Raw genomic sequence first — 21969 nt, forward strand, 5'->3', positions numbered from 1 at the left:
GATCCCATGATTTGATCGTGCTTCGTAGACACGTCACTCGGTTGGTGCTTCAATCGTGCGGGCAGTCGCCGTGTCGGCCTGCTCGTAGTCAGTCGCGCACTGGGCGAGGCGCGCCGAAGGTCGCGAGCTGATCAACTACCTCCGACAAGGCGATGAGCAAACTGGCGTCCACCTTTGACAGCTCACCAGCGACCAATGACCCAGCGACAAGGGATCCGGCCCCTGCCAGGTGGGTGTCGGTTGCGTCGAACGCGATCTCAATTTGGACGCCGTCAACCTCTGCGGCGAGAGTGCGCAACTCGTCTGGCTGCACAACCAGCGGCTCTAGCATCCGCCCTCCAGTAGACGATGGTGCTTGAGCACATCGGTTGCGAAGCAATCCGTCGATCGGCTTGCCAGGTCAGCGAATCGCCCGTACCGCCTTCCCAGCACAGCCAATTCAGAACGAACCCGTAGCGCGGCTGCAATGACAGCCGGATCGTCGGGCGAATAGCCGATCTCGGCAATCGCTAGGTGTTCTTCGTCCACACAAGCTTGGACGCAGCCGATACAGCGCTGGTTCCGCTGGGCATGGAACCAATATTTTCGAGAACAGAGGAAGTCACGGAAATGGTCAGTCCGCTCGATATCGACCTGTCTGGAGTGGGTTGTCTTTGATTCCAACGCTTGGTACGGGCCTGGTGTGTGCGCGACCGCGAAATCGTTGGGGGATCGAACACGTCAGCTAGTGCAGACCAGATACTCTGGCGGGCGTGACAAGTGCGCCATTAGGACCAACATCGACGCCAGCGAGCAGCCCCCGATTAGGCCGCGCCCTGTTCTTTATCCACCAACAGGCCAGCGTTATCACCGATCATGTCGTCCGCGCCCAACTGGGGCAGCTCATCGCGGCCGGTGAGGCCATGAGCTACGCCGTTACCCTCAAGGACCACGCTTTGCTCACCGGCGCCATGGCTGTGCAATTTGCAGCTCACGCCGGTATAGCCGAGCAAAGGCTATACACCGAAGTGCTCCCGAAGCTCAAGGCCGCCGACCTGATTGACTACAAGTTGGATCTTGCCACTGCCAGGGTAGCGTCGATCGAGGAATTTGTCGGACTATCTGGGCGAGTCATTGACCAGGCCATGAAGGTGACCGAGAAGTACCATCCGACCGACGTGGAATGGGCAGTGCTCCATTGCACGGAGCTCGCGAGCTGGGCACCTCTGACTGTCGATCAACATGCAGAACAACTGCATGGCCGAGGCTATACCGATGAGGTTGTCAAAGAGGCAATGAAGCTCACTTATGCTGCGGGAGTCAACCAGCGCGTTAGGTCTGCGGACCTCGGAGAGTATGTCGTGTACAACCCGAATGTCTGGTCCGCTCAACATATCTCGATCGCCGCATTCCTGAAGAGCCTCCCGCCCGCTGAGCGCGACTCACTTCTTGGGCTGTGCGAGCAGGCTGCCGATCGGCCAGGAATGGTACTCAGCTCATACGGTGGATTCCAGACAGGAATGCTGTCCTCCGCGCGAAAAGTAGGTCTTGTCCAGGCAGCAACGGTCAAGAGTAGTGCTACAGGCGGCCACCAAACCTATCTGTTCTCTCCGCTGTTGGAATCCGAAGACGACAAGCTGCAGACTACCGAGGTGCTCCACAAGCGAAAGCTGTTCGTCGCCCACATCCTCTACGGGCACGAGAAAGCCATCGCGGAACGTGGGCGCATCTACGATCCGCGCGTGCTCGTCCAAGCACTGCTGAACAGAGGACAAGTCGGACCAGCATCTAACATCGCATCGGACTACCATTTGCTCGAAGCCAATGGGATCGTCGCGGTTTCGCCTGCCAGCAGTGCGCCTGGGCGGGCATACCTTCAGCTGGTAAAACGCGAAATCGTGGAAGGCGGCCTCGGCTGGATCAAAGCCTCCTACGGCGGTGGCGATGGCTCTGCGGCCGACCTCGGATCACTTCAACCTCCAAGCAACTGGACCTCGCCAGAGGCTGATCGAACGAACTTGCCTGACTCCGGCGCTACAAACGAAATCGCTGAATCCGCAGTGTTGCGGCTCCGTGAAGCCCGAAAGGCGGCGCAAAGTGCAACCCGACGCGACACCCCCTGAGCAAGACGGCGACAACACCCTGTTCGACGATGACGGGGGAAAGCTAGCCGCGCGGAGGTCGACCGGCAGCCGGCCGACCTCCGCGCGGCGAAGTGCTGCTGCTCAGAAATCGATCTCACCGCGGAATCAGATTAACCCCGGCGATGAGCTTGAGATTCGGCTTGCTCGGATGCAGTTCCTCCAAGGCGCTTACTCCCGCAGGGGCATCAGCTTGGAGAGGCATTTCTACCCTGAACCGCTCATCGTCACAGACTTGGATCTGCTGTCCTTCGACATAACCGCACGACTAACCCTCACCAAAACTATCGGCGAGGCCAAGAGTGGCACCGGCAAGAACGCTCCAAAACCCCTAGATCGTGCTATCTGGATGGCCGGGCTGATGCAGCTTGTTCAAGCGGACAGTGGAATTGTAATAACAGCACAACGGCCGTCGACTCGCGTCCGTCACACAGCCCGGTCTCTTCGGGTTACAGCTATGAGTATGAATGACCTCGACCGATGGGAAGCGGCAAACCTTCCAGAAGACCTCAAGGACGTTGGCGCACATGGCCGGCTGGCGTTCGAGGCCGATCTTCATGCGCGCAAGGCAGTAAAGGGTGAACCCAAACTCGAAAGGACCTACTGGTTCCTACGTTCCGAAGTTTGGTTTCTGGATTCGTGGCAGGCGGCAAAGCGGGTTCTGGGAGCACTCGAAGAGCTGCACCTCCACTGGACTCCTCAGATCAACGATGACCAGACGTCAGCGTTGCGCTGGCTGTATGCTGAGGCGCTCTCCATTCTAACCCTCCACATCGTCGTGCTAGTTGGCCTCTACCGCGTCTCTGACGGGCGTGAATGGGCAGCAGTCGTTAAGGATCGGCTCGCAGAAGGTGAAATCCCCACTCACAACCAGCGGGCCCTTGCCGACGCTTTCGACACCTACCTTGCGCACGTTGCGAGCGAGCTGAAAGCACCCCCAGCGATGCAAGTTGAGATAATGGGTGCATTCCAGCCAACACCACCGGACTGGGCCGATGGGCTTATCGATTTGATCGCGCGTCTTGAGACCGCAACGGGAATTGCAGATTTTCCTCGAAACACTGACCTCGTAGTATCCGAACGACTCGTGCGGCGGAGGCATGAAGCCGCAGGATCATTAAGAGCTATCAGCGCCCACGACCCCGAGGAATTTGCTCGTATGCGACGGCAGGTAGCGGCATTTCTTCGTGGTGCCGTAACGCTTCCCGACGCAATTGATAGAGCGCTGATCACCTGATTCGATCACTATCGTCAAACGCGCCCAAATCCGTGCGAAGCTAACAGCCAAGGACATCACCGTCCTGAGTCAGTCCTGGTAGACAACGAACCGTAAAGCAGCGGCCGACGTTGCGCCCTGACAGGAGATAGAAACCACGGCTCGCCCGAAACCGACATCGCGCCCATGGCTAGATGCAACAGTAAGAAACTATCGTATACCCACCGCACCGACGCGACCGGCGTGACATCCTGAGACAATGACAACTCCGGATGACGAGGCAATAGAACCAGAGACCGCGAGATACCCGCAAGTCGAACTGAGCCCGGCAGAGTTCGAGGTGTTTGTGACCTCGCTGTTCGACCCTCTTAAGAACGTAGATGGGATCGACAACCTGCAGATCCAGCACCATGAAGTGATCAGAGGGACCGACGGCGCATACAACTTCGACGCGACAGTACGGTATGAGCTCGCAGGGATGAATATTCTCACCCTGATCGAGGCCAAACAACACAATCATCCGATTAAACGCGACTTGGTTCAAGTTCTCCACAGCAAACAGCAATCAGTCGGTGCCAACAAGGCGGTTCTTATCTCAACGGCACCATTTCAAAAAGGCGCAGTAGCATACGCAACCACTCACGGAATTGCGCTGGTCACTGTCACTGAAGGAAGATTTACTTACGAAACAAAATCCGTCGAACAAGCACCCCCACTCACTCGCGAAGAGGCGGCACAGCATTTCGGGTTGCCTACATTCGTTGGCCACTGTTATAGCCAAAAGAACGGCACAGATTTCATAACTACAACTACGGTTTCAGCTCAATTTCCTGTTCTGGCGTACGAGGCACTAGCCAAAGTGGAAACCTAACAAATACAATAGCTGCCAGCGCCGATAGGACCGAATGCGATCAATTACCGTTTTCTGCCCGAGCTTCTTAGCGTAAAGGTGTGGGATACCTAAAGCCAACATGTAGACCTCCACAAAGCGCGCAATGATGCTGCCCGCAATTCACACTCGGCTGAGAACACATCGAACTGTGCAGCACCGCAGATTGGGTCCCGGCGTCGCGGCTGCTGGGCAGGGATGGTCGAGATCGCCGGCCCGACCCACGGTATCGTTAATGTAGTTTGCCGAAGCAGCATCGACATGGCGAAATACAAGCCGGATTTAGCCAGCCGGCGCGCCGACCCGGCAGGAGCCGATCTGACCGCTTCTTCCGTTGCCGCGACGCCAGCTAACGTTTAACAAGGCCGCAAATCAACTAGTGAATAAAATGAGGACAGTTTGGCTTACATAGACTATTCGTTACATGCGTTTCCCACCCCACCTGCGCAAACACGAGGCAGCTTTGCCGTCGACCGTGCGCGCCTACTGCACGCGGCCAGCACCATTCAAGTAACTCCGTTTGGTGTGGAGGGCCTTCGCCGGCCACGTTTCTTAGACTTGATTTAGAGGGCTGCAATGGTAGACGCGAATCTCGTGGAGTCGCGGAGCCGCTGGACACGAAGCGCAAGCTACTATCATATGAATCCTACCGAAAAGGGGATGGTGAGCTTCTTTCTCGGTCAGTTGCAAGCTAAACTGTTCGCCGAACATGTACTGGATCTTGACTACTTTGTCCACTACGAAAGCTACTTGCTTGCGAATGGCCGTTCAATGAGCGGATCGCGGCCCGATTTTATTGGTTTTGACCACGGAGGCGTATTTTTGTGAACTTAGAAGCCAAGGGTCGTTTCGGAGCGTCGCTCAGCGGCACCGAAAAGGCTAGAGCAAAAGACCAGGCAAGAACCATGCGAATTGGTTCAACCGCCACAGTTGAACACTCATATGTGCACGTTGGCCATTTTGCAAACGGATCGTGGGTCGCAGAACTACATGACCCGCCGCCGGTGCCACCGGAATTTATATTGAACCCAAGCCTTGGCGATTTTCTGCATTACTGGCCGTTGGTCTCCGCAATCGCCGACCGCGAGCAAGCAGAATTTCGGTCTGGCGGACTCCAATCTTCGACCGCGGAGGATATGCCTTACGTTTTCCGCAAATTTCCTGAAGTAGGCATTGCAATCGGGCTCCCAGCGAGAATATACGACACGGTTTTGACTACCGGTCAGCGTTGGATAAAGTCCCGCCATGAGGCATTAACGACCGATGGGTTGCTTGATTTGATAGACGCGCCAGCAGGAGACATAAACGACGTACCCGTTCGCTACCATAATCGCGAAATCTCGTACGGTCGCGACAACACTATCTGTGTACTAATCCCGTGATATTGGGCGGACGCGCTGCCTGCTACTCGACAGACCCGTAAGGGAATTCGCGGCGCATTAACGGAGGTGGGCGGGTCGGCAGGGCTCATCGTTGATGATTCGAGCCGCGGGTGTCTCCGGGCAGCCGGACGTTAAGCGGAGTCTGACCCGGTTGATAGGCTCAAACTCCGACCGCTGGTTGCCTGGTACTGAGGGGCTGGTGGCGTACCCGTCGGTAGCTCAGGAGATTACCCGCAAACTAATAGCGACTTAGCCTACGACTCATTTGCGGTCATCACTGCCCGCAGTACTGGGCCTTGACGGTCGTCTCTCCGGCGGGTACATCGTGGTTGTCGGTCGCCGGCTACGCCAACAACTGACACAACCGAGTGAGCCAGGCTTACGTGCCGTAAACATCAAGACGCTGGAGGGCGCGGCTTGCGTCTGCCGAACCCTCCTCATCCCCGATCTCGTCAAACAAACGCTTGGCCACTTCGAATGCGACCACCGCGTGCCGATAGTCGCCCAAAGTCTCCATAACGATCCCAGAATTAATCTTCGATACCGCCGCGTTCTGCGGGATATCTAATTCTGCGTATAAAGAATATGCGGATTCGTAGTCCGCAAGAGCTTCACCACTGCGCCCCAGGGCCTCAAGAACCACGCCGCGATTGACCCGACAGTCGGCTAACTTCTCACTCTCGTTGTTACGAGAGAAAAAATCTGCTGCATCGTTCAGCGCGCTCAGCGCACCAGTGAAATCGCCTAAAGATTCAAGGGCGACGCCGATGTTCATATCGCACACCGATGCGCTGTCCAGGTTGCCCTGAATGAAGAAACTGTTTCGTGCACGCCGAAAAAGGCGTACCGCGTCGTCCCACGCTTCTCGATCCAGGCAGCTGCACGCACTATCAAAGTCGCGGAATGGATCGCTCACTGCTTCAATCCTTCGAGGAATCGATGGGTTCATCCTGACTCCTGAACCCCACTGGGATTGGAAGACCAGTGAGGAGCCCGTTAAGGATTAGCTGGACGGTTTCTTAACTCCGTACTTACTGCGGCCTTGATTTCGACTCTTCACACCCTGCGTGTCCAGTGCCCCGCGGATGACCTGGTAGCGAACACCAGGCAAGTCGCGAACCTTACCGCCCCGAACCAGTACCATCGAGTGCTCCTGGAGGTTGTGGCCCTCGCCAGGGATGTATGCGGTGACCTCAACGCCACTGGTGAGCCTCACGCGGGCAACCTTTCGCAGGGCTGAGTTCGGCTTACGGGGAGTCGTCGTGTATACGCGCACACACACGCCGCGCCTCTGGGGCGAGTCAGCCAGCGCCTTTGTCTTCATCTTCTTGAACTTCGGAGTGCGTCCCTTACGGACGAGTTGCGAGATTGTGGGCATTTTCGTCAAGCTCCTGATCTGTACTTCTGGCTATATCAATGGCAGCTGTGGTGGCCGAGTGTCTACCCGGCCACCGGCATAGCCTACACGCCATGCATAGCGGCTTCCAAAACACACAACACGAACCAGCGGGACCGCTACACCGCTGAGGCCAATCGCGCTGTCGACCGCACAAACCCCACCAACAGGCGAGTCGTCCCCAAAGCGTGGACGTTCATTCATTCGCCGATCGCGGTGGACGCTCGTGAGATCGTCGGCCTGCTCCGGCTCCGTGGGACAATTTCGTAGCAACCGCCCCGCACGATCCGCCCGTCCCCTTGACGCTGCTGTTATAGGTAGAACAGAGGTTGCTCCCAGAGGTGGATCTTTGATTCCTAAGATTTGCTAGGCCACCCCGGACGACTGCTGCTGTGACATCCACCACTGCTTTCCCTCGCTCGACAGTGAACTGATCGGGTCATAGTAGACATATTGGTCCTCCGTCACTCCGTCATTGGTGCGCTCAAGAGGGGTGCTGTAGTTCTTCGACCAGTAAGAGATACCTCGCACTCGATCGTAGTCGACCACTTGATCAACCCAGCACTTTCCGACGTACGGCACATCACAAACAATCCGTGGCGTTGCATAGCCTGGAAGATATCCCATAATGGATCGCTGGAGCTCGCGCGCCTCCCACACCGGCACTCGCCAATGCTCCGAGTTCGGAATCATGTCGCACATGTAAAAGTAATACGGCAAGATTCCAGCATCATCCTGCATAGCAAAGCAAAGATCGAGTAGACCCTGAGAAGTACTGTTCACCCCCCTCATCAGAACACCTTGATTCCGAACGTCCCTCACTCCCACCGCCAGCATAGCGCGGGCTGCTTCGGCCACTAATGGCGTCACAGACTGCACATTATTGATATGGGTATGCAAGGCAAGATTCACACCGCGCTCTTCTGCTACTTTGGCGACTCGCTCCATTCCGTCAATTACCTTTGATTGCAACCAATGCTGCGGCAGACCAGCTAACGCCTTGCTGGCTAGACGAATATCACGAACCGAATCAATCTCAAGCAGCTGCATTAGGAACGATTCCAGTTGCAACCAAGGCACATTAGCAACATCTCCACCCGAAACGACAACGTCGCGGACATGCTTAGTTTGCCGGATGTAGTCAATCATCTTCGACTGCCTGTCGACTGGCTTCAGCACGAAACGAGTTTTTTCGATTTGCGGTGTCGAGTTACCCACAAGGTCCATGCGAGTGCAGTGACCACAGTATTGAGGGCAGGTCGAGACAAGTTCTGCGAGCACCTTGGTTGGATACCGGTGTGTTAGCCCTTCAGTAACCCACATTTCGGCCTCGTGCAGCGAATCACGGGACGCGTACGGGTGGTCGGGCCACCAAAGATCGCGGTCAGACAACACCGGCATCATGTAAAGACGCACGGGATCCCGATAGAACGCTTCGGTGAACTCGCCCGGGTCCTCCCCTCCCATGCCGCTCGTGGGCACCATCGTATTTAGCATGTGGGGCGGTAGTAGCATTGACATTGTGGCCATTACGTCCTGATCTGCCGCAAGATCCTCGTAGAACCCATCAGTAAGAAGCCCGCCGACTGCATCTCGAAGCTGCCTAGCATTCTTGATGCAGTGAGCGCGCTGCCACTGTGGGTCACGCCACTGTTGGGCCGTTACAGTGCGAAAGCCGGGAAACCGGCACCAGTCAGGTTCGACTAACTCCTTCCGGACGTACTGGACTGGCTGGCCCGCGACTCCGTTTGCCTCATCTGTTGAGATGGTCTCACGCATTTCCGATGACTCATTGTACTTGTGATTCATGCCGATCCCCTTCTCCCATACGCTGGGCGACGACCCCGCCAAGAATGAGCGGACTGGAATTCTCCGCAAGCAGGTCCACCATCGTCAATCTGACGCCGAATTTCCGCGATATTCCTCGAGCCAACTTCACGAGGTCGAGTGAGTCCACACCAAGCTCGAAGAAAGACGACCTAAGATCCTGCTCACTCACCTGTCCGCCAACGGTTTCTGAGATATCCGACTGAATGAACTTTACAACTTGGACTTTAATCGATTCGCTCGTCATCGAACATTAATCCTTCCATACAGATTTCTCTTTGCTCGTGCCGTGATTGCAGGTCGGGCGGCTGCCAAGACTCCCATAATTTCGCGTACTGGCCGCCGGCATCGACCAACTCGGCATGCGTGCCTAACTCGACGACCGATCCACCCTCCATATACGCGACACGGTCTGCGGTCTGCGCGATACTAAGTTGGTGGGCGATTGCAACAACTGTGCGTCCCCGCAAAGCTGCGACTAGGGACGTTTCCAGCTGCTGCGTACTCGATGAATCGAGTTCTGCGGTGGCCTCGTCGAGTACGGCGACAAGAGGGTTAGCCAACACCACACGCGCCAAAGCGAGGCTCTGAGCCTCGCCAGCCGGGACCGCAACTTCCCCTGTTCCAACGTCAGTGTCGAGGCCATTTTCGAGCGACTTGACCCATTCATACGCACCGCCTACTTCGAGTGCTTTCCACAGTTCAGCTTCGCTCCATTCGCGATCTGCGCGTCCTGTCATTGTCAAGTTGTCGCGCACGGTACCTGAAAAAATGTAGGTTTCCTGAGCAACCATGGCAACCACGCTACGGAGATCGGCCGAGGAAAATTTGTCGATATCGACACCACCGATCCGGACAACGCCAGCTGTCGGACGATGAATACCAGCAATCAGCTTCCCGAGAGTCGATTTACCAGCACCGGAAGCACCGACTACCGCTAGAAACTCGCCCGCGCGTATAGAAAGATTTATGTTGTTTAACACTGAACGGCTGGCACGGTAAGAAAAACCGACCTCGGAAATATCTACAGTCTGTCCCGTCGGGCACGAAGATATATCGGTACTGCCGCGATCAACAGGAATAGCCTGAACCCCCAGGATACGTCGTAGCGCTGCGTTACCCATTTGCAGCTCGTCTAACCACGAAACTAAGTCCACTAGTGGTTCTGCTAATCGCTCCACGTAAAGCACCATCGCTGTGAGCGCTGCTAGTTCGACCATGCCATGCCGATAAGCAAGCCCGCCGACTAGAACCATCGCTGCCATGGGCAAGAACACACCAAGATCCAGGCACGGCAAAAAGACAGTCTGAAGTTTCACAATGCGCCTCCGCGTACGGGCGGCCTTCCCAACAATACGGTCGTTTTGCCGTCTTCTCCGACCTGCCAATCGGAGGGACTCGACGGTGCTCGCCCCAACGATCGTTTCCTGTACACCGCCACGCACCTCAGCCCACTCGTCGAGCAGTTGCTCAAATGCCTGAGGCGCACGTCTGCGATACCAACCAGTACCAACAACCAGAATTGGAGTACCGACCAACATTACCAGCGCCAGTTTCGGAGCCGTCCATATCATTGCACCCGCGGTCAGAACAATCGTAAGTAGCGCCATGGCTATCTGTGGCACCGCGTAACGGACGCTCTCGTTCAGCTTTTGAACATCCGAAGTCGCCCGACTAAGAAGATCGCCATTTCCTGCGTTCTCCACAACGTCAAGCGGGAGCCTCACTGTGCGATCAACGAACTTGTCGCGGGTATTCGCAAGGACATGCTCGCCAAGTATTGCAGCCTGTGCACGCGCTGCTCCAGCCAACGTCGCCTGCACTACCAACGAGACCAGGAGGACTAGGCCGATCAAATCTACTCGGCTAGTGTCAGCCCCCTCCCTGACGGACTGCACTAAGATTCCGACCAGCTGAGGTGCAATCAACGCAGCTGTCATTGCGAGCAAGAACAAAAGCGTGGCACACCCAGTGCGGAGCGCGTTTGCGCGGAGGTATTCGCGCACCCAACTGCGGACCTCGGCGCTTGTCGCGAGAGGGAGCCCTTTCCTCATCTTGGCACTCCGTTCCCTGGCCTGGCCCGGCTTGCCGACCCTGCTGGCACCTCATAAACGTGGTCCGCCCGGTTTCTCCATAATGAGCTGTTACTCATAACAATCGTTGTGCGTCCGCGCCTTAGCTCATACAGAGCGTCAACGATCCGGGCCTCCGTCTGAGAATCAACAGCCGAAGTTGGCGCATCGAGAATCAACACTTCCGGGTCCGCGTAGATAGCACGAGCCAAAATTAGTCGCTGACGTTGGCCGCCAGAAAAGAACTTCCCGCCCTCCGAAACTGTGTTGTCCAGACCTTCGGGCAATGCGTCGATAATGTCCATGGCATTCGCTGCCAGCAACGCATCCTCAAGTTTGGGGCCGGCTATGCTTGACCGGACAGACAGCAGCTCTTCACTCAAGGTGCCGGAGAACAGCACGTCGGTGTGGCTACACAGTAGGATCCTTGTTCGGACTTCGTCTAGGTCCGCGCATCTCAAAGACACACCGTCGGCAAGAACGTCCAGCCCATCGTCACTGTCGACATGCCGTGCAAGCCTCGCACCGAGCGCACGAGATTCGACTGTCGAGCCGCCGATGACGGTCAATGCGCCTGAGGCTACTGAAATCTGGGTGGTGCCGTCGTACAGTGACAGCTGACTATTTGGGAGTGGTCGCGAGTTCGCCGCGGGCACAAGAGGTGACGTGAGACGGACGAACTGACTTACTCTACCGGCCGCTACCCAAGTCTCGGTTAGCACTGAGCTTGCCTCAGTCAGATTAGTTAGAGCTAGCACCAGAAATCCGGATGCCCCGTATAACGCTACGACTTGCCCAGCTGCGACCTCACCAGAGAGCGCGAGCCGAGCACCGGCCCACGTCACCACGATCACCACTAAACCGGGCAGGAGCACACCCGCAGCGGCCAGAACGCCAGCACTGCGTCCAGCTGCCTCTCCAGCCCTCCGGACGTCTGCGCTTGCCTTAAGAAAACGTTCTACAAAGCGATCCTGGCCCCCAATTCCCGTAAGGACACGCAGTCCAAAGCCGATGTCAACGGCCCTCGCCGTGACCGTTCCGATCTGGTCGCGCTGGATCTCGTTCCGGTCTCGCAGCGGACGCAGCAGTGCGCCCAGACCTAGCACTGCAAGCGGCGTCCCGAATAGCACGATTAACGCCAACATTGGTGAGATCGCGAAAGTCAGGACGACCACAAGCACGACCCCCAGTGCAGACCCGATCGCGCGACCGACAACCTCGAAGCCGTCGTCCAATCGTTCAACGTCATTGGTTCCTACGGCCACCGTATCTCCAGTTCGCCTAACTGTGCTGAGACCGCACCCCAACTCCGTTACCTGCATCACGACATCTCGCTGACTTGATACATGAGCATGTAGACCCGACAATTCCGCTGCACGATTAAGCAAAGCGCCGGTCGCTGCCTGCAGCAAAACTAATCCGAGGATCACGAGTGACCACAGCCAAAGCGAGGTGATGGATCCATGCACCACACCTTGGTCGATCGCCTGACCAACCGCGAAGGGCAACAGAGCAACAGGCACCATCCACAACGTACCCATAAAAATGCTGCAACCTAAAAGCGCACGCTGTTGTTTCACCAGCCACAATAGATACTGGAACGGACCGGCACCCCTCTGCATTTTAGAACGCGACAGATCAGTGGACACGGTGTTCATTTTCGTAATATCTCCGAGTGGCGATCCGGTCGACTTTTCGAGTTGTGGTGTATTTAAGCGCAGGTACCGACTGTAAACGTCCTGGTATCAAATACCTGGGTACATTCGCACCTAGATATCGCAGGATACTACCTATAAATAGCTGCTCGTCAACGTTTGGTTCCGCCACAACGTACCCGATTAGCGTGTTATGGTCACCCTTCATTGCCTCGACTACAGCTACCGCACGCACGTCCGGATGGCTGGCCACCCAGGCTTCAATCTCAGTTATATCGACCCGTATACCTCGAACTTTTATTACGTGGTCCACGCGGCCACGAAAATAGAGGCAGCCAGACTGGTCCGTCTGCATTATGTCGCCAGTCCGAAAGTAACGACGTGTACCATCCCCGAGATCCAGCTCCGGTAACCGCCTGGCCGTCAGTTCGGGTTGCCCCCTGTATTCAAGCGCAATATTTTCGCCTGATAAATAAAGCTCTCCCTCAGCCCCTGCTGCAGTCACTTCCCTCCCGGCCTTATCAACAAGCTTTTGGCTTACGTGCGGGAGAGGCCTGCCAAGCGGCAATGCGGAGGAGGACGTTCCGTCAACACCAACCTCGAATTCGGTCAAGTCGATAGCATGAGTGACCATCCCTGTTTCAGTCGCACCGTAGGTATTGACTAATCGAACGTGTTTGGCGTCAAGTCGACGCCACTTATCAAGCATGTCCATACGCAGGGCCTCGCCGCCAATAACTGCAGTTCGCAAGCTCGATGGAATTTCTGATCGACTATCCAGCAGGTCGCTGACAAACTCGCCCCAGTAAGAAGTGGGCAAGTTCAAAACCGTAACTTTCTGCGACGCCAGGACACCGAGTAGATCTGTGGTCGCGTAATTGTCGATAACGAGTGTCGCGCCCTGAGTCAGTGTGGGAAGAATCTCCTCAAGGCTCGTATCCCAGAACAGTGGAGTGAAATGTAGAACTTTGTCTGTAGGGCGAATATCGTACAGACGTACGAGCTCCGGAACTACTGTCGAAAGAGCACTGCGGGGTAAGACCGCACCTTTACGTACCCCCGTAGTGCCAGATGTGAAAAGGATGTAGGCCGGCGAACTCTGCGGCGGCGCAACGACTTGATCAACCGTCAGCTCGGCGTCGGACCAGACCGGCCGAAGTACCCGCTGCACATCAGGAATTGGGTCCGCGGGTAACGTAGCGACCAATTCCTCTACACCTGCTGCGTCTAACATCGCGGTCTGGCCGTCGGGGGGTATCGATGGGTCAACGGCGCAAAAACAACGACCCGCTGCCAATATCCCGAGAACTCCCGCTATCGAATACGCGCTAAAATTTTCGATGATCGCAATGGGGGCGTCATGCAAGTTTGTACGAGGTTTGATCGAACTCGCAACACTTGCGGCTAGTTCAGACAAGCGGCGGTAGGTCACAACCGAACCGTTTTCAACGACCGCGGGATAGTCGGGTTGAGTCCGAACTATTTCCAGAAAGCTAGCTATAACATCAAACTCAAGCCCATTTGAAATTGCCATTACGTGTACCACCCTTTTCTACAGGCACTGCTAAGCGTGCGAGCGCAATTTACGATAGGCACAAGCGGATGTAAAAAGCACCGAATCTGTTTATTCCGTTTGCAAATAATTGCAGACTTTTTCTTGTGTACGCCTTTTAATTTTAGGCTGTACAAATTGATGGAGTAGAAGATTACAGTCTGGGACCGCCCGCATCGGACAATTGGAGTTGAGCACGTCATCAACGAGCCAAACTAACTAACCAACGTGTTAAGTCAGCGCACGCTGGAACGTCCGAACCATCTCGAAGCGACCAAAGCCAATAGTCAACGACACGAAACACTGACCAACTGACCGCGCGCTGATGATCTAGAGCTGCATTATCTATAACCATGTCGAATCGCCGACGAAGAGCAGCTGGTCCATCCAGGTCTGCAAACCGATTCCATAGAAGCGGCGCGACTCCAAACTCAGGATCACCAATCACAACCTTGGGATCGATCACCAACCATTGCTCGCGTTCGCCGGCGAGCACGTTGCCGTAGTGCAGATCGTGGTTAACAATTAACTGAGCTGACGACGACCCGAGTTGAGCGCATGCGTCTAGCGCCGCATCCAGCCAGTATTGCGGTATCGACGACTGACCGACGTCTTGCCACAATAACTTCAAGTCAGCCGCCAAGCTGACGGCTTGCGCGCTCAGAAGCGGAATGCCACCGCCAGCCGGGATAGCCAGTCGGCGCAGGAGCTTCGCCGCCATCGCCACCGCTGCATCTATTTCGATGCCTTCGAGAGTCCGATCTGCATCAAGCAACTCCAGTAGTAGCGACCCAGAGCAGGCGTCTACGTCGAGCAGCCGCACAGCGCCCGATCCCTTCCACTGCGCGAGGGCCGCTGACTCATGTCGTGTCTTTCCGTCGACCCATGAAACTTTCAGTGCCGCAGACCCAGCAGGCCGGTCAACCGGTATTACGACTGCGCAGTTTCCGTGCCGAATTGGTCCGGCTGGCCGTAAGTCCCACGCTTCGCAGCGACTCGCTATGACTTCCGGGAGGTTTAGGAGCCAGCTCTGCCCAGCCTCCCCGTATCGGGACGACATAATTGTGGCAAACTTCGACGGAATGGCGATCTCTGAGGCTCGCATTTAGAACAGCCCTTTCAATGCATGTCGTATCTGCGAAGGACTGTCTACACGAAATGTCCTGATCCCTAGTCGCGCCGCCGCAGCAACGACATCCCGCCTATCGTCCACAAGAAGGCATTGCTTCGCATCTGCCTCACACATTGAAAGCACCCGATCGAAGTAATTCAGATCCGGCTTTACCAGGCCCAGTAACCATGAGGAACATGCAAAATCAAACAAATCGAAATGCCGGAAAGTTTGGTTCTTTAAGCGATCCCAATGTGCAGCTTCGTTGTTCACTAGGGCAAACTTGATGTCGGAATTCTCGGAGCGACATCGCAGTATAGCCTCGAACACGGCTCTTTGAGGGACCACACTTGCCAGATAGAGTTCGTCCACCCAGGTCCAGTCAATATTGTCATTGAATTGGCTACCTGAATTCCTCAACCCCTCACTCAGGACATCATGCACGTGTCTGTCATCCGATTCGTAATCACGCTGGAAAAGTCGGACGTGACTAGCTAGACCATCGGGATTTGCGCCATATCTGTGTGCAATTCTATCGAGAAAGTCAGTTTCTTCATTGATATTATTGAATAGCACGCCACCAGCGTCAACAAGCACGGTATCAATCATGGCGCGACACATCCACACGTTCGATTCGCCCAACGAATTGCTCTGCCACGTCGATAAATCTCTGCGCCTCTTTTAGTGGCATACCTCGCCAATTTGCCGAGATCAGCAATTCTTGCTTACCCGCGACAACCGCGATCTCGGCACCAGGCTGAGCGTCAGGCGGTGAGCACTCCAGAATTACCTGACCGCCAGCCGGCCCGCACTCGTCCCCAGAACTAGTCTGAGCTTCGACGGCAAGAAACGGGGCCCAGCAGTGAAGTTGAGAAACTTGCTCGTCTGACCACAGACTCCGCGCGGCCCGGTCGAAGGACATCGGTGAAAGATCGGCCCCGGACAGCAACCCTGATCGCGCACAACTCACTGCGGCCTTCACGGAGTGAAAACCATCACCCGCGAACGGAACGAGAAGCTGGCTGCTTAAATTGCCAATGATCTCTGTGGACCCAGGCAGGTCACGATTTAGCGAAGGCACACGGACAGCGCGGGCATCGCCATGAACCCAGACGGCCGACCACCCGAGTAAGCCGAGCAACAGTATTGTCGGGGTACAACGAAGTCGGGATGCAACGGTTTGTAACGTCTTCCAACTCTCCATCGAAACCGACCAAGTCAGTGACCCAGAGTGGTTCGAGGTATCGATCTCTATATCTGGGGGTCTTATTCCGGCCGACTCCAAGTAGTCAGCCCATCGACGAATGAGCGCGTCATCATTCCCAATTCTGCGCCATTGCCGATCAGCCCAGTCCCCTAACTGTGGGCTCCGATTCAACGTGACATTGTTACCCGCAAGTATGCGGTTGTACACTTGCGATAATTCGTCTACAAGTAAATCCCAAGCCCAGCCGTCAACAGTAGCGTGACTCAATTCGATCCCAAATCGACTTCTTGTGTCGCCGATGCCTACCAGGCACCTAACCAACGGGTCTATTAGAGGATCAATACCACCCACAAAACCAGTAGATGCCCACTCTGGGCCGCTCTCCGTGACTCTGAGGATTTCAGGAGGATGCTCTCCAGGTATGCACCACACCTGGTCATCACGGTACTCAAATCGACTAGACAAGATGTCGTGGCCGGCCACGACTTCTCGTAGGGCAACCTCAAGGACCTGTGGATCGGCCGATGGTGGCAACTCCCACCAGCATTGCGAAGTTAGTGTCGGCCGGTTGTCACGCCGAGAGTCCAAAAACCATTGTTCGTCGTCGGGTCCAGCGCGAAAGCTGCAGCCCTTGCGGACTTCCGATGGTGCGATTTCCGAAAGTAGAACGGCATCAAGATCCATCGCCTAGTCCCGAATCGCCATGTAGTTTCCGACGACAACTGCATCGGCACCACACTTGCTGAAGGTCCGCAGGATGTCCTCTGCGGAAGACGCAACGGGCTCCTCCGCTACATTCAATGACGTGTTCACAAGTACCGGTACCCCGGCAAGTTTGTCGAAGTTGTCCAGTAGTCCGTGGTACGCGGGATTGTCCGTTTTTCTGACAACCTGAGGACGAGCTGACCCATCGACGTGGACTACGGCAGGAATGCGTTTCCTGGCATCAGCGTGAACTTGAGACGCCATGATCATGAAGGCGTTCGGCGTACCGGCGAAGAATTCGCCAAACCGCTCCTCCTGAACGCTGGGGGCCAGCGGACGCCACATCTCACGGTCCTTCGCGACGTTCAGCTTGGTCAGGCTTTCACGGTCACGAGGGTCACCAAGCAGGCTCCTCGCACCCAGGGACCGCGGTCCAACCTCAGCCCTCCCTTGCCCCCAGGCGACAATTCCGCCAGCGCTGATCAGTTGAGCAACACGCGGAAGCAGCGACTCAAACTCAAGCCGCTCCGCTCTTATACCTGCGGAAGCGAATGCAGCAACAGTATCGTGCTCAGGAAGATCGGGCCCCCAGTAGGCATGCTGCATTTGAGCTTGTGGTTGCGCGACGACTTCGCTCGCCACGACCAGCGCCGCACCGAGCCCCACTCCGGCATCGTGAGCCATCGGCTGAACGTAAACATCCTCGAAGATGCCAGCGTCGGCGAGTTTGCCATTGGCTGTGCAGTTCAGCCCAACGCCGCCCGCAACGACCAAACGAGACGAACCAGTCAGTTCCTGGGCTCGACGCGCCAAGGCCAACACCGTATTCTCAAGCGCGGCCTGCGCTGACGCTGCGAAATCCGCGTACGCCATGATCGACTCGCCCCGGCGCGGCGCGAACGGGTACGAGTTTTGCGAGAAATAGTGTTGAAGCGCGGCAGAACGCTCCTCAATGGCAGAACGGCCGAAAGTAGTCGGCGCTGGTACGCCACTCCAGGCTAGGGCACCATCTCGATATTCAATGCTTGCCGGGTATTTTGCGCGCCCATATGAAGCCAGACCCATCAGCTTCCCGCCGTCGTTGCGCCCAAGACCAGCAAATTCGGAAGCGGCCTCGTAAAAAAAGCCGAGCGAGGTGTCTACTCCGAACGCCTCGATAATTTCTATCTTGCCATTCCTCCCGATGCCAATGGATGTCGCAGTCTCCTCACCCATAGCATCGATGACCAGTATCGCGCAGTTCTCGAATCCACTAGGCCAGTAAGCACTCGCTGCGTGGGCCAGATGATGGGCAACCGGGCGAACGCTGCGCGGCACCTCTCCTCCGAACACCTCGGAGGGAAACAGCCACTCTGGTCGATCAAAGGGCAACGTCTTTTGGCGTTCAGCTCCGTCAATCCGAAGCCACTTCGCTAGCAAGTCGTGATCAGATCCGAGCGCGACCACATCGACATCAGACAGGTTTATACCTACGTAGTCCAAGCAATAGCGCAGTGCATGCGCAGGAGACTGGCCGACGGCCCGCTTACGGCGGGATAGGCGCTCCTGCTCGACGGCGACGATTAACTCACCATCATGCAAGAGAGCACAGGAAGCATCATGCGCGCCGTGGTTTAGTCCAGCAATCCAGGCTGATCTAGTAGTTTTGTCGGTCCGGGACTCTACAGTTTCCATTTTGTCCTCCTAATGCTCAGGTTTCAGCGATAAAGAGATTTGGTTTCAAAGAATCTGTCCCCCGCTTCCGATACACGATCTGCAAACGTCACGGGGTCGACCTGACCCCGGAGCACGGTAACGGTCGCAAATCCTGCAGACAGCAGTGCGACATCGCTAATATCAGAGGCCTCACGAATACGCACTCCAAGCAGCAGCTTTCCACCAAAACCAACCTCGACTTCAGGGACGACATCTGCACAAGTGGCCACACGGATGCCCGCAATGGCATCGACCGGCAAATTCGGCACGTTTAGGTTCAGTAATGTGCCCGGGCCGTTGTCCGCGGCTATATCAAGTATGGCCAGACCGAGGTTTGCGGCAAGGTCCAGATGTAGCGGCCCGTCCTCAACTCCTCCGGTGGAATAGACATCATCGCAACTGACCGCCACTGCTGCGAGATCAAAAGCTACAGCAGCAACTGCAGCGCCAACTGTTCCTGAGTGGTGGACCAGACGCCCGACGTTCGGACCGTGATTTACACCCGATATCACGGCGCGGGGCACAGTTCCCATAACTCCGGAGCATGCAGCCGCCACCATCAGACCCGGAGGTGAATCCTTGAATTGCCAGACATGATCAGAAAACCGAGCTACCTGAGGCGATCCGTTAGGAGTCGCTAAAGAGGTACCTGCGGCAGTCCAACCCTGCACGTTGCCGCAGAGGATATGATCACGATTGGAATTTACGAGGGCAGAACGTAGGGAATTTAAACCTCGCGCATTAATACCGTCGTCATTGGTAGCAAGGATCATTGAGTACCTAGCCAGCGGTAGGTGTCACAGCGCATTCGCCACCGCCTGGTAACCCATCCCAATGATGGAAATTGCACGCTCGATATCCGCTACAGACATTGCAGCACAGGTGAACCAATGATGATCGCGGTGGAGCAGTAATCCCTCCTTCCAAGTGGTTTCGTAAAAGACGTCGAGCGCGCGCACCAGACTCGTACCAGTGAGCTCGAACCGATGAAAAGGCATCGGAGGCAGCCCAATCACATGCACCGGAAGGCCCGCCTTAGCTGCACCGTCAATCATGCCTTCTTGCAGCTGCCTACCCCGCTCCCAAACAACACTGATAGCATCAGTCGATTGCAGAGATTGAACCGTTGCGATCGCGGCCGAAATGCCGTCCGTACTCCTGAAGAATACCGACGACATTGAGACATCAGCAACCGTACGCATTACCTCACGACGCCCCGTCAACGCCGCCATCGGGTGGCCGTTAGCCATCGCTTTGCTTATCGCAACCAAATCGGCATCGATGTTGAAATATTCTTGAGCTCCACCGAGTGCTAAACGAAATCCGGTACGCACCTCATCGAGGATAAACAACGATCCATGAAGATCCGCGAGCCGGCGTACCTCCAGTAAGTACTCCCGGTCTAGCACTTCACTATCGGCAACCATAACAATTACGGCGGCTACTTCGCCCTTGTTTTGAGCAAACGCTTTCCTGAGGGACTCGATATCATTGAAGGGTAGATTCTCAGTTAAGTCGCGATAGACCGTAGGGATTCCACTGCCTCGTGGTGCACACCAGTCGTGCCAGCCTTGATATCCCCACCGCAGCACCACCGAACGTCCAGTGTAAGCGCGGGCAACGCGCACTGCGGCGCTTGTCGCGTCCGAGCCGGTCTTGAGGAACATGACCATTTCCGCGTTGGGTACCACACTGGCCAGCAACTCGGCGAGATCCTGTTCCTTGACTTTTCGTAGTGTCGGTGAGATTCCTCCACGAATATCTTCGATGACAGCATCCGTAACGACAGGATCCGCGTGACCTAGAATCACCGATCCAAAACCCATCATTAGGTCAAGGTAACACCGTTCTTGCTGATCCCAGATGTGAGCGCCCTTGGCACGAAGCGCCCAAAGCGGCTCCGATCCATTGCAAACGCCACCCAGCAAGCTAGGTTTCGCGAGAACACCGGCATTGATCTCGACGGCCCCATCGGTCAACGCACGTTGCCTATTCACAGTCCAGCCTCTCGTTACTTGCGCAAACCGACGTTTAGTCGAAGTAATTCTCCAACACGCCCTTACGGCGCACGTCCAAGGTGCAGCAGTGGAAGCTGCCGCCGAACTGGAACACAGCATCAAACTCGCACTGAATCACGTCGATACCATGAGAATTAAGGAGCTCCTTCAGTGGCTCCTCCGCTCTTTCGATGACGGCTGTGTCCGGGTTTATCATCAGCAAGTTAATCGAAATCCAATTGCTAACGTCGCGCGCCGAGGGCTCACCCGTACGCACCGACGGCACGGCATCAATCAAATTCCAATCGTTGTCGGCGAAAAACTTGGCCATGTTGTCTTTGAACGGGCGCTCTGGATTAGTCAGAGCGAGACCCGCACGTAGCGGCACTAGCGTAGTGTCGATGTGCTGAGGGTGGCGGTCAACAAACTCGACTGTCCGGACCCGGTAGTCGGGGCCGAGATACCTCTCAAGCCAATCTATACCGAACTGATTAGTAACGACGTCGGGCTGACAAAAGATGTCCTTGCCACACCTGGTGAATGAAGCGGCATCGAACAGTGGCTCCGCTTCCGTCAGTGCCGGATGACCCGTGAAGTCATAGAGTTCATCTTCAGTGGTGTAGTCAGCGACATACGAACGCTCCGTCAGCTGTGGTCGCGGCGCAGATACCCATTGCGCACCGTCGCGGAAGTACTCACGGACGAGCGATCGGTACGCTCGATACTCAAAGAACCGGCCGCGCTGCGCCATCGGTGCCTCGATTATTCTGTCACCGACCACAATCAGCGTGTCACGCGGGCAAGTCTGAGCGTGTCCGTTAGGCACACTCCAATCAGGAGTGGAGTACCCCGTCATGTAGTCGAGCGGATCCGGCCGGCGTACAGTTACGCCTTCCTTTTCAAGTGTCGCAGCGAAAGCATCAAGCTGCCTTTCTGCGCGATCTATATCGGCTGGGTCATAACTCTCCCCGCCGAATGTCCGGTGAGAATCTCCCATCGGGTAATAAGCACTCAGAGCAGGTTCGAAGGCGAGCTTTCCGGCACCACGGGCCGTACCTACAATGACCTCTTCTAGCGGATCCCACTCGTTGAACGATGAAACAGATGGCATAGTTGTCTCCTCAGGTTGGTTTTAGGCGGTACAG

At 56.0% G+C, this 21969-nt stretch carries 19 protein-coding genes; 5 read left to right on the forward strand and 14 right to left on the reverse strand.

The genetic code is table 11. From position 1 onward, the window contains the following. Window positions 1–752: 752 nt before the first annotated feature. From CH249_RS01320 to CH249_RS28170, 5 genes are all read left to right on the forward strand, one after another. Window positions 753–2102: a hypothetical protein gene (locus tag CH249_RS01320; protein ID WP_094682602.1), complete on the forward strand. Its 1350-nt coding sequence runs from the start codon at window positions 753–755 to the stop codon at window positions 2100–2102. 169 nt (window positions 2103–2271) lie between these two features. After that, the gene (locus CH249_RS01325) at window positions 2272–3357 is read left to right on the forward strand and encodes a hypothetical protein (RefSeq protein ID WP_143544338.1); all 1086 of its coding nucleotides are present in this window, start codon (window positions 2272–2274) and stop codon (window positions 3355–3357) included. 238 nt (window positions 3358–3595) lie between these two features. Then, window positions 3596–4207, forward strand: a complete 612-nt coding sequence (locus tag CH249_RS01330) for a restriction endonuclease (RefSeq protein WP_094682604.1) — start codon at window positions 3596–3598, stop codon at window positions 4205–4207. 657 nt (window positions 4208–4864) lie between these two features. Next, entirely contained in the window at window positions 4865–5053 is a 189-nt protein-coding gene (locus tag CH249_RS01335; RefSeq protein WP_094682605.1) for a hypothetical protein, read from the forward strand. Continuing rightward, window positions 5050–5607, forward strand: coding sequence for a hypothetical protein (locus CH249_RS28170; protein WP_218828369.1), 558 nt, complete (start codon window positions 5050–5052; stop codon window positions 5605–5607). Before CH249_RS01335 ends, CH249_RS28170 begins: the two co-directional genes overlap by 4 nt. A 379-nt stretch (window positions 5608–5986) precedes the next feature. On the opposite strand, the gene CH249_RS01340 is transcribed toward CH249_RS28170, so the two are convergent. The 14 genes from CH249_RS01340 to CH249_RS01400 all read right to left on the reverse strand — a co-directional run bounded on the left by CH249_RS01340 (window position 5987) and on the right by CH249_RS01400 (window position 21935). Next, window positions 5987–6523 (reverse strand): tetratricopeptide repeat protein, encoded by a 537-nt coding sequence (locus CH249_RS01340; RefSeq protein ID WP_179273107.1) that lies wholly within the window; start codon window positions 6521–6523, stop codon window positions 5987–5989. Between the two features lie 87 nt (window positions 6524–6610). After that, on the reverse strand, window positions 6611–6985 hold the full coding sequence (gene rpsL / locus CH249_RS01345) for a 30S ribosomal protein S12 (RefSeq protein WP_094682607.1): 375 nt from the start codon (window positions 6983–6985) through the stop codon (window positions 6611–6613). Window positions 6986–7369: 384 nt separating this feature from the next. Continuing rightward, window positions 7370–8812 carry a KamA family radical SAM protein gene (locus CH249_RS01350; protein WP_256988002.1) on the reverse strand — a complete coding sequence of 481 codons (1443 nt, stop codon included), beginning with the start codon at window positions 8810–8812 and terminating at the stop codon, window positions 7370–7372. Further along, window positions 8793–9077, reverse strand: a complete 285-nt coding sequence (locus tag CH249_RS01355; protein WP_094682609.1) for an acyl carrier protein — start codon at window positions 9075–9077, stop codon at window positions 8793–8795. The genes CH249_RS01350 and CH249_RS01355 overlap by 20 nt, the downstream gene beginning before the upstream one ends. After that, the gene (locus CH249_RS01360; protein ID WP_094682610.1) at window positions 9058–10884 is read right to left on the reverse strand and encodes an ABC transporter ATP-binding protein; all 1827 of its coding nucleotides are present in this window, start codon (window positions 10882–10884) and stop codon (window positions 9058–9060) included. Before CH249_RS01360 ends, CH249_RS01355 begins: the two co-directional genes overlap by 20 nt. Next, window positions 10881–12551, reverse strand: coding sequence for an ABC transporter ATP-binding protein (locus CH249_RS01365; protein ID WP_179273105.1), 1671 nt, complete (start codon window positions 12549–12551; stop codon window positions 10881–10883). Before CH249_RS01365 ends, CH249_RS01360 begins: the two co-directional genes overlap by 4 nt. Beyond that, complete coding sequence (locus tag CH249_RS01370; protein WP_094682612.1) at window positions 12541–14091, reverse strand: AMP-binding protein; 1551 nt, start codon at window positions 14089–14091, stop codon at window positions 12541–12543. Before CH249_RS01370 ends, CH249_RS01365 begins: the two co-directional genes overlap by 11 nt. Window positions 14092–14311: 220 nt before the next feature. Further along, window positions 14312–15214 carry an aminoglycoside phosphotransferase family protein gene (locus CH249_RS01375; RefSeq protein WP_094682613.1) on the reverse strand — a complete coding sequence of 301 codons (903 nt, stop codon included), beginning with the start codon at window positions 15212–15214 and terminating at the stop codon, window positions 14312–14314. Further along, window positions 15215–15829: an HAD family hydrolase gene (locus CH249_RS27460; RefSeq protein ID WP_094730823.1), complete on the reverse strand. Its 615-nt coding sequence runs from the start codon at window positions 15827–15829 to the stop codon at window positions 15215–15217. It abuts the gene before it with no gap. Continuing rightward, complete coding sequence (locus CH249_RS28670) at window positions 15822–17111, reverse strand: condensation domain-containing protein (RefSeq protein WP_094682614.1); 1290 nt, start codon at window positions 17109–17111, stop codon at window positions 15822–15824. Before CH249_RS28670 ends, CH249_RS27460 begins: the two co-directional genes overlap by 8 nt. 3 nt (window positions 17112–17114) lie before the next feature. Continuing rightward, entirely contained in the window at window positions 17115–18806 is a 1692-nt protein-coding gene (locus CH249_RS01385; RefSeq protein WP_094682615.1) for a carbamoyltransferase C-terminal domain-containing protein, read from the reverse strand. Between the two features lie 23 nt (window positions 18807–18829). After that, window positions 18830–19600, reverse strand: a complete 771-nt coding sequence (locus tag CH249_RS01390; protein WP_094682616.1) for a 5'/3'-nucleotidase SurE — start codon at window positions 19598–19600, stop codon at window positions 18830–18832. Window positions 19601–19624: 24 nt separating this feature from the next. After that, complete coding sequence (locus CH249_RS01395) at window positions 19625–20806, reverse strand: aminotransferase class III-fold pyridoxal phosphate-dependent enzyme (protein ID WP_179274300.1); 1182 nt, start codon at window positions 20804–20806, stop codon at window positions 19625–19627. A gap of 52 nt (window positions 20807–20858) precedes the next feature. Then, the gene (locus CH249_RS01400; RefSeq protein ID WP_143544340.1) at window positions 20859–21935 is read right to left on the reverse strand and encodes an amidinotransferase; all 1077 of its coding nucleotides are present in this window, start codon (window positions 21933–21935) and stop codon (window positions 20859–20861) included. Between the last annotated feature and the right edge of the window lie 34 nt (window positions 21936–21969).

Source organism: Rhodococcus sp. 05-2255-3B1 (assembly GCF_002258545.1).
GTDB lineage: Bacteria > Actinomycetota > Actinomycetes > Mycobacteriales > Mycobacteriaceae > Rhodococcoides.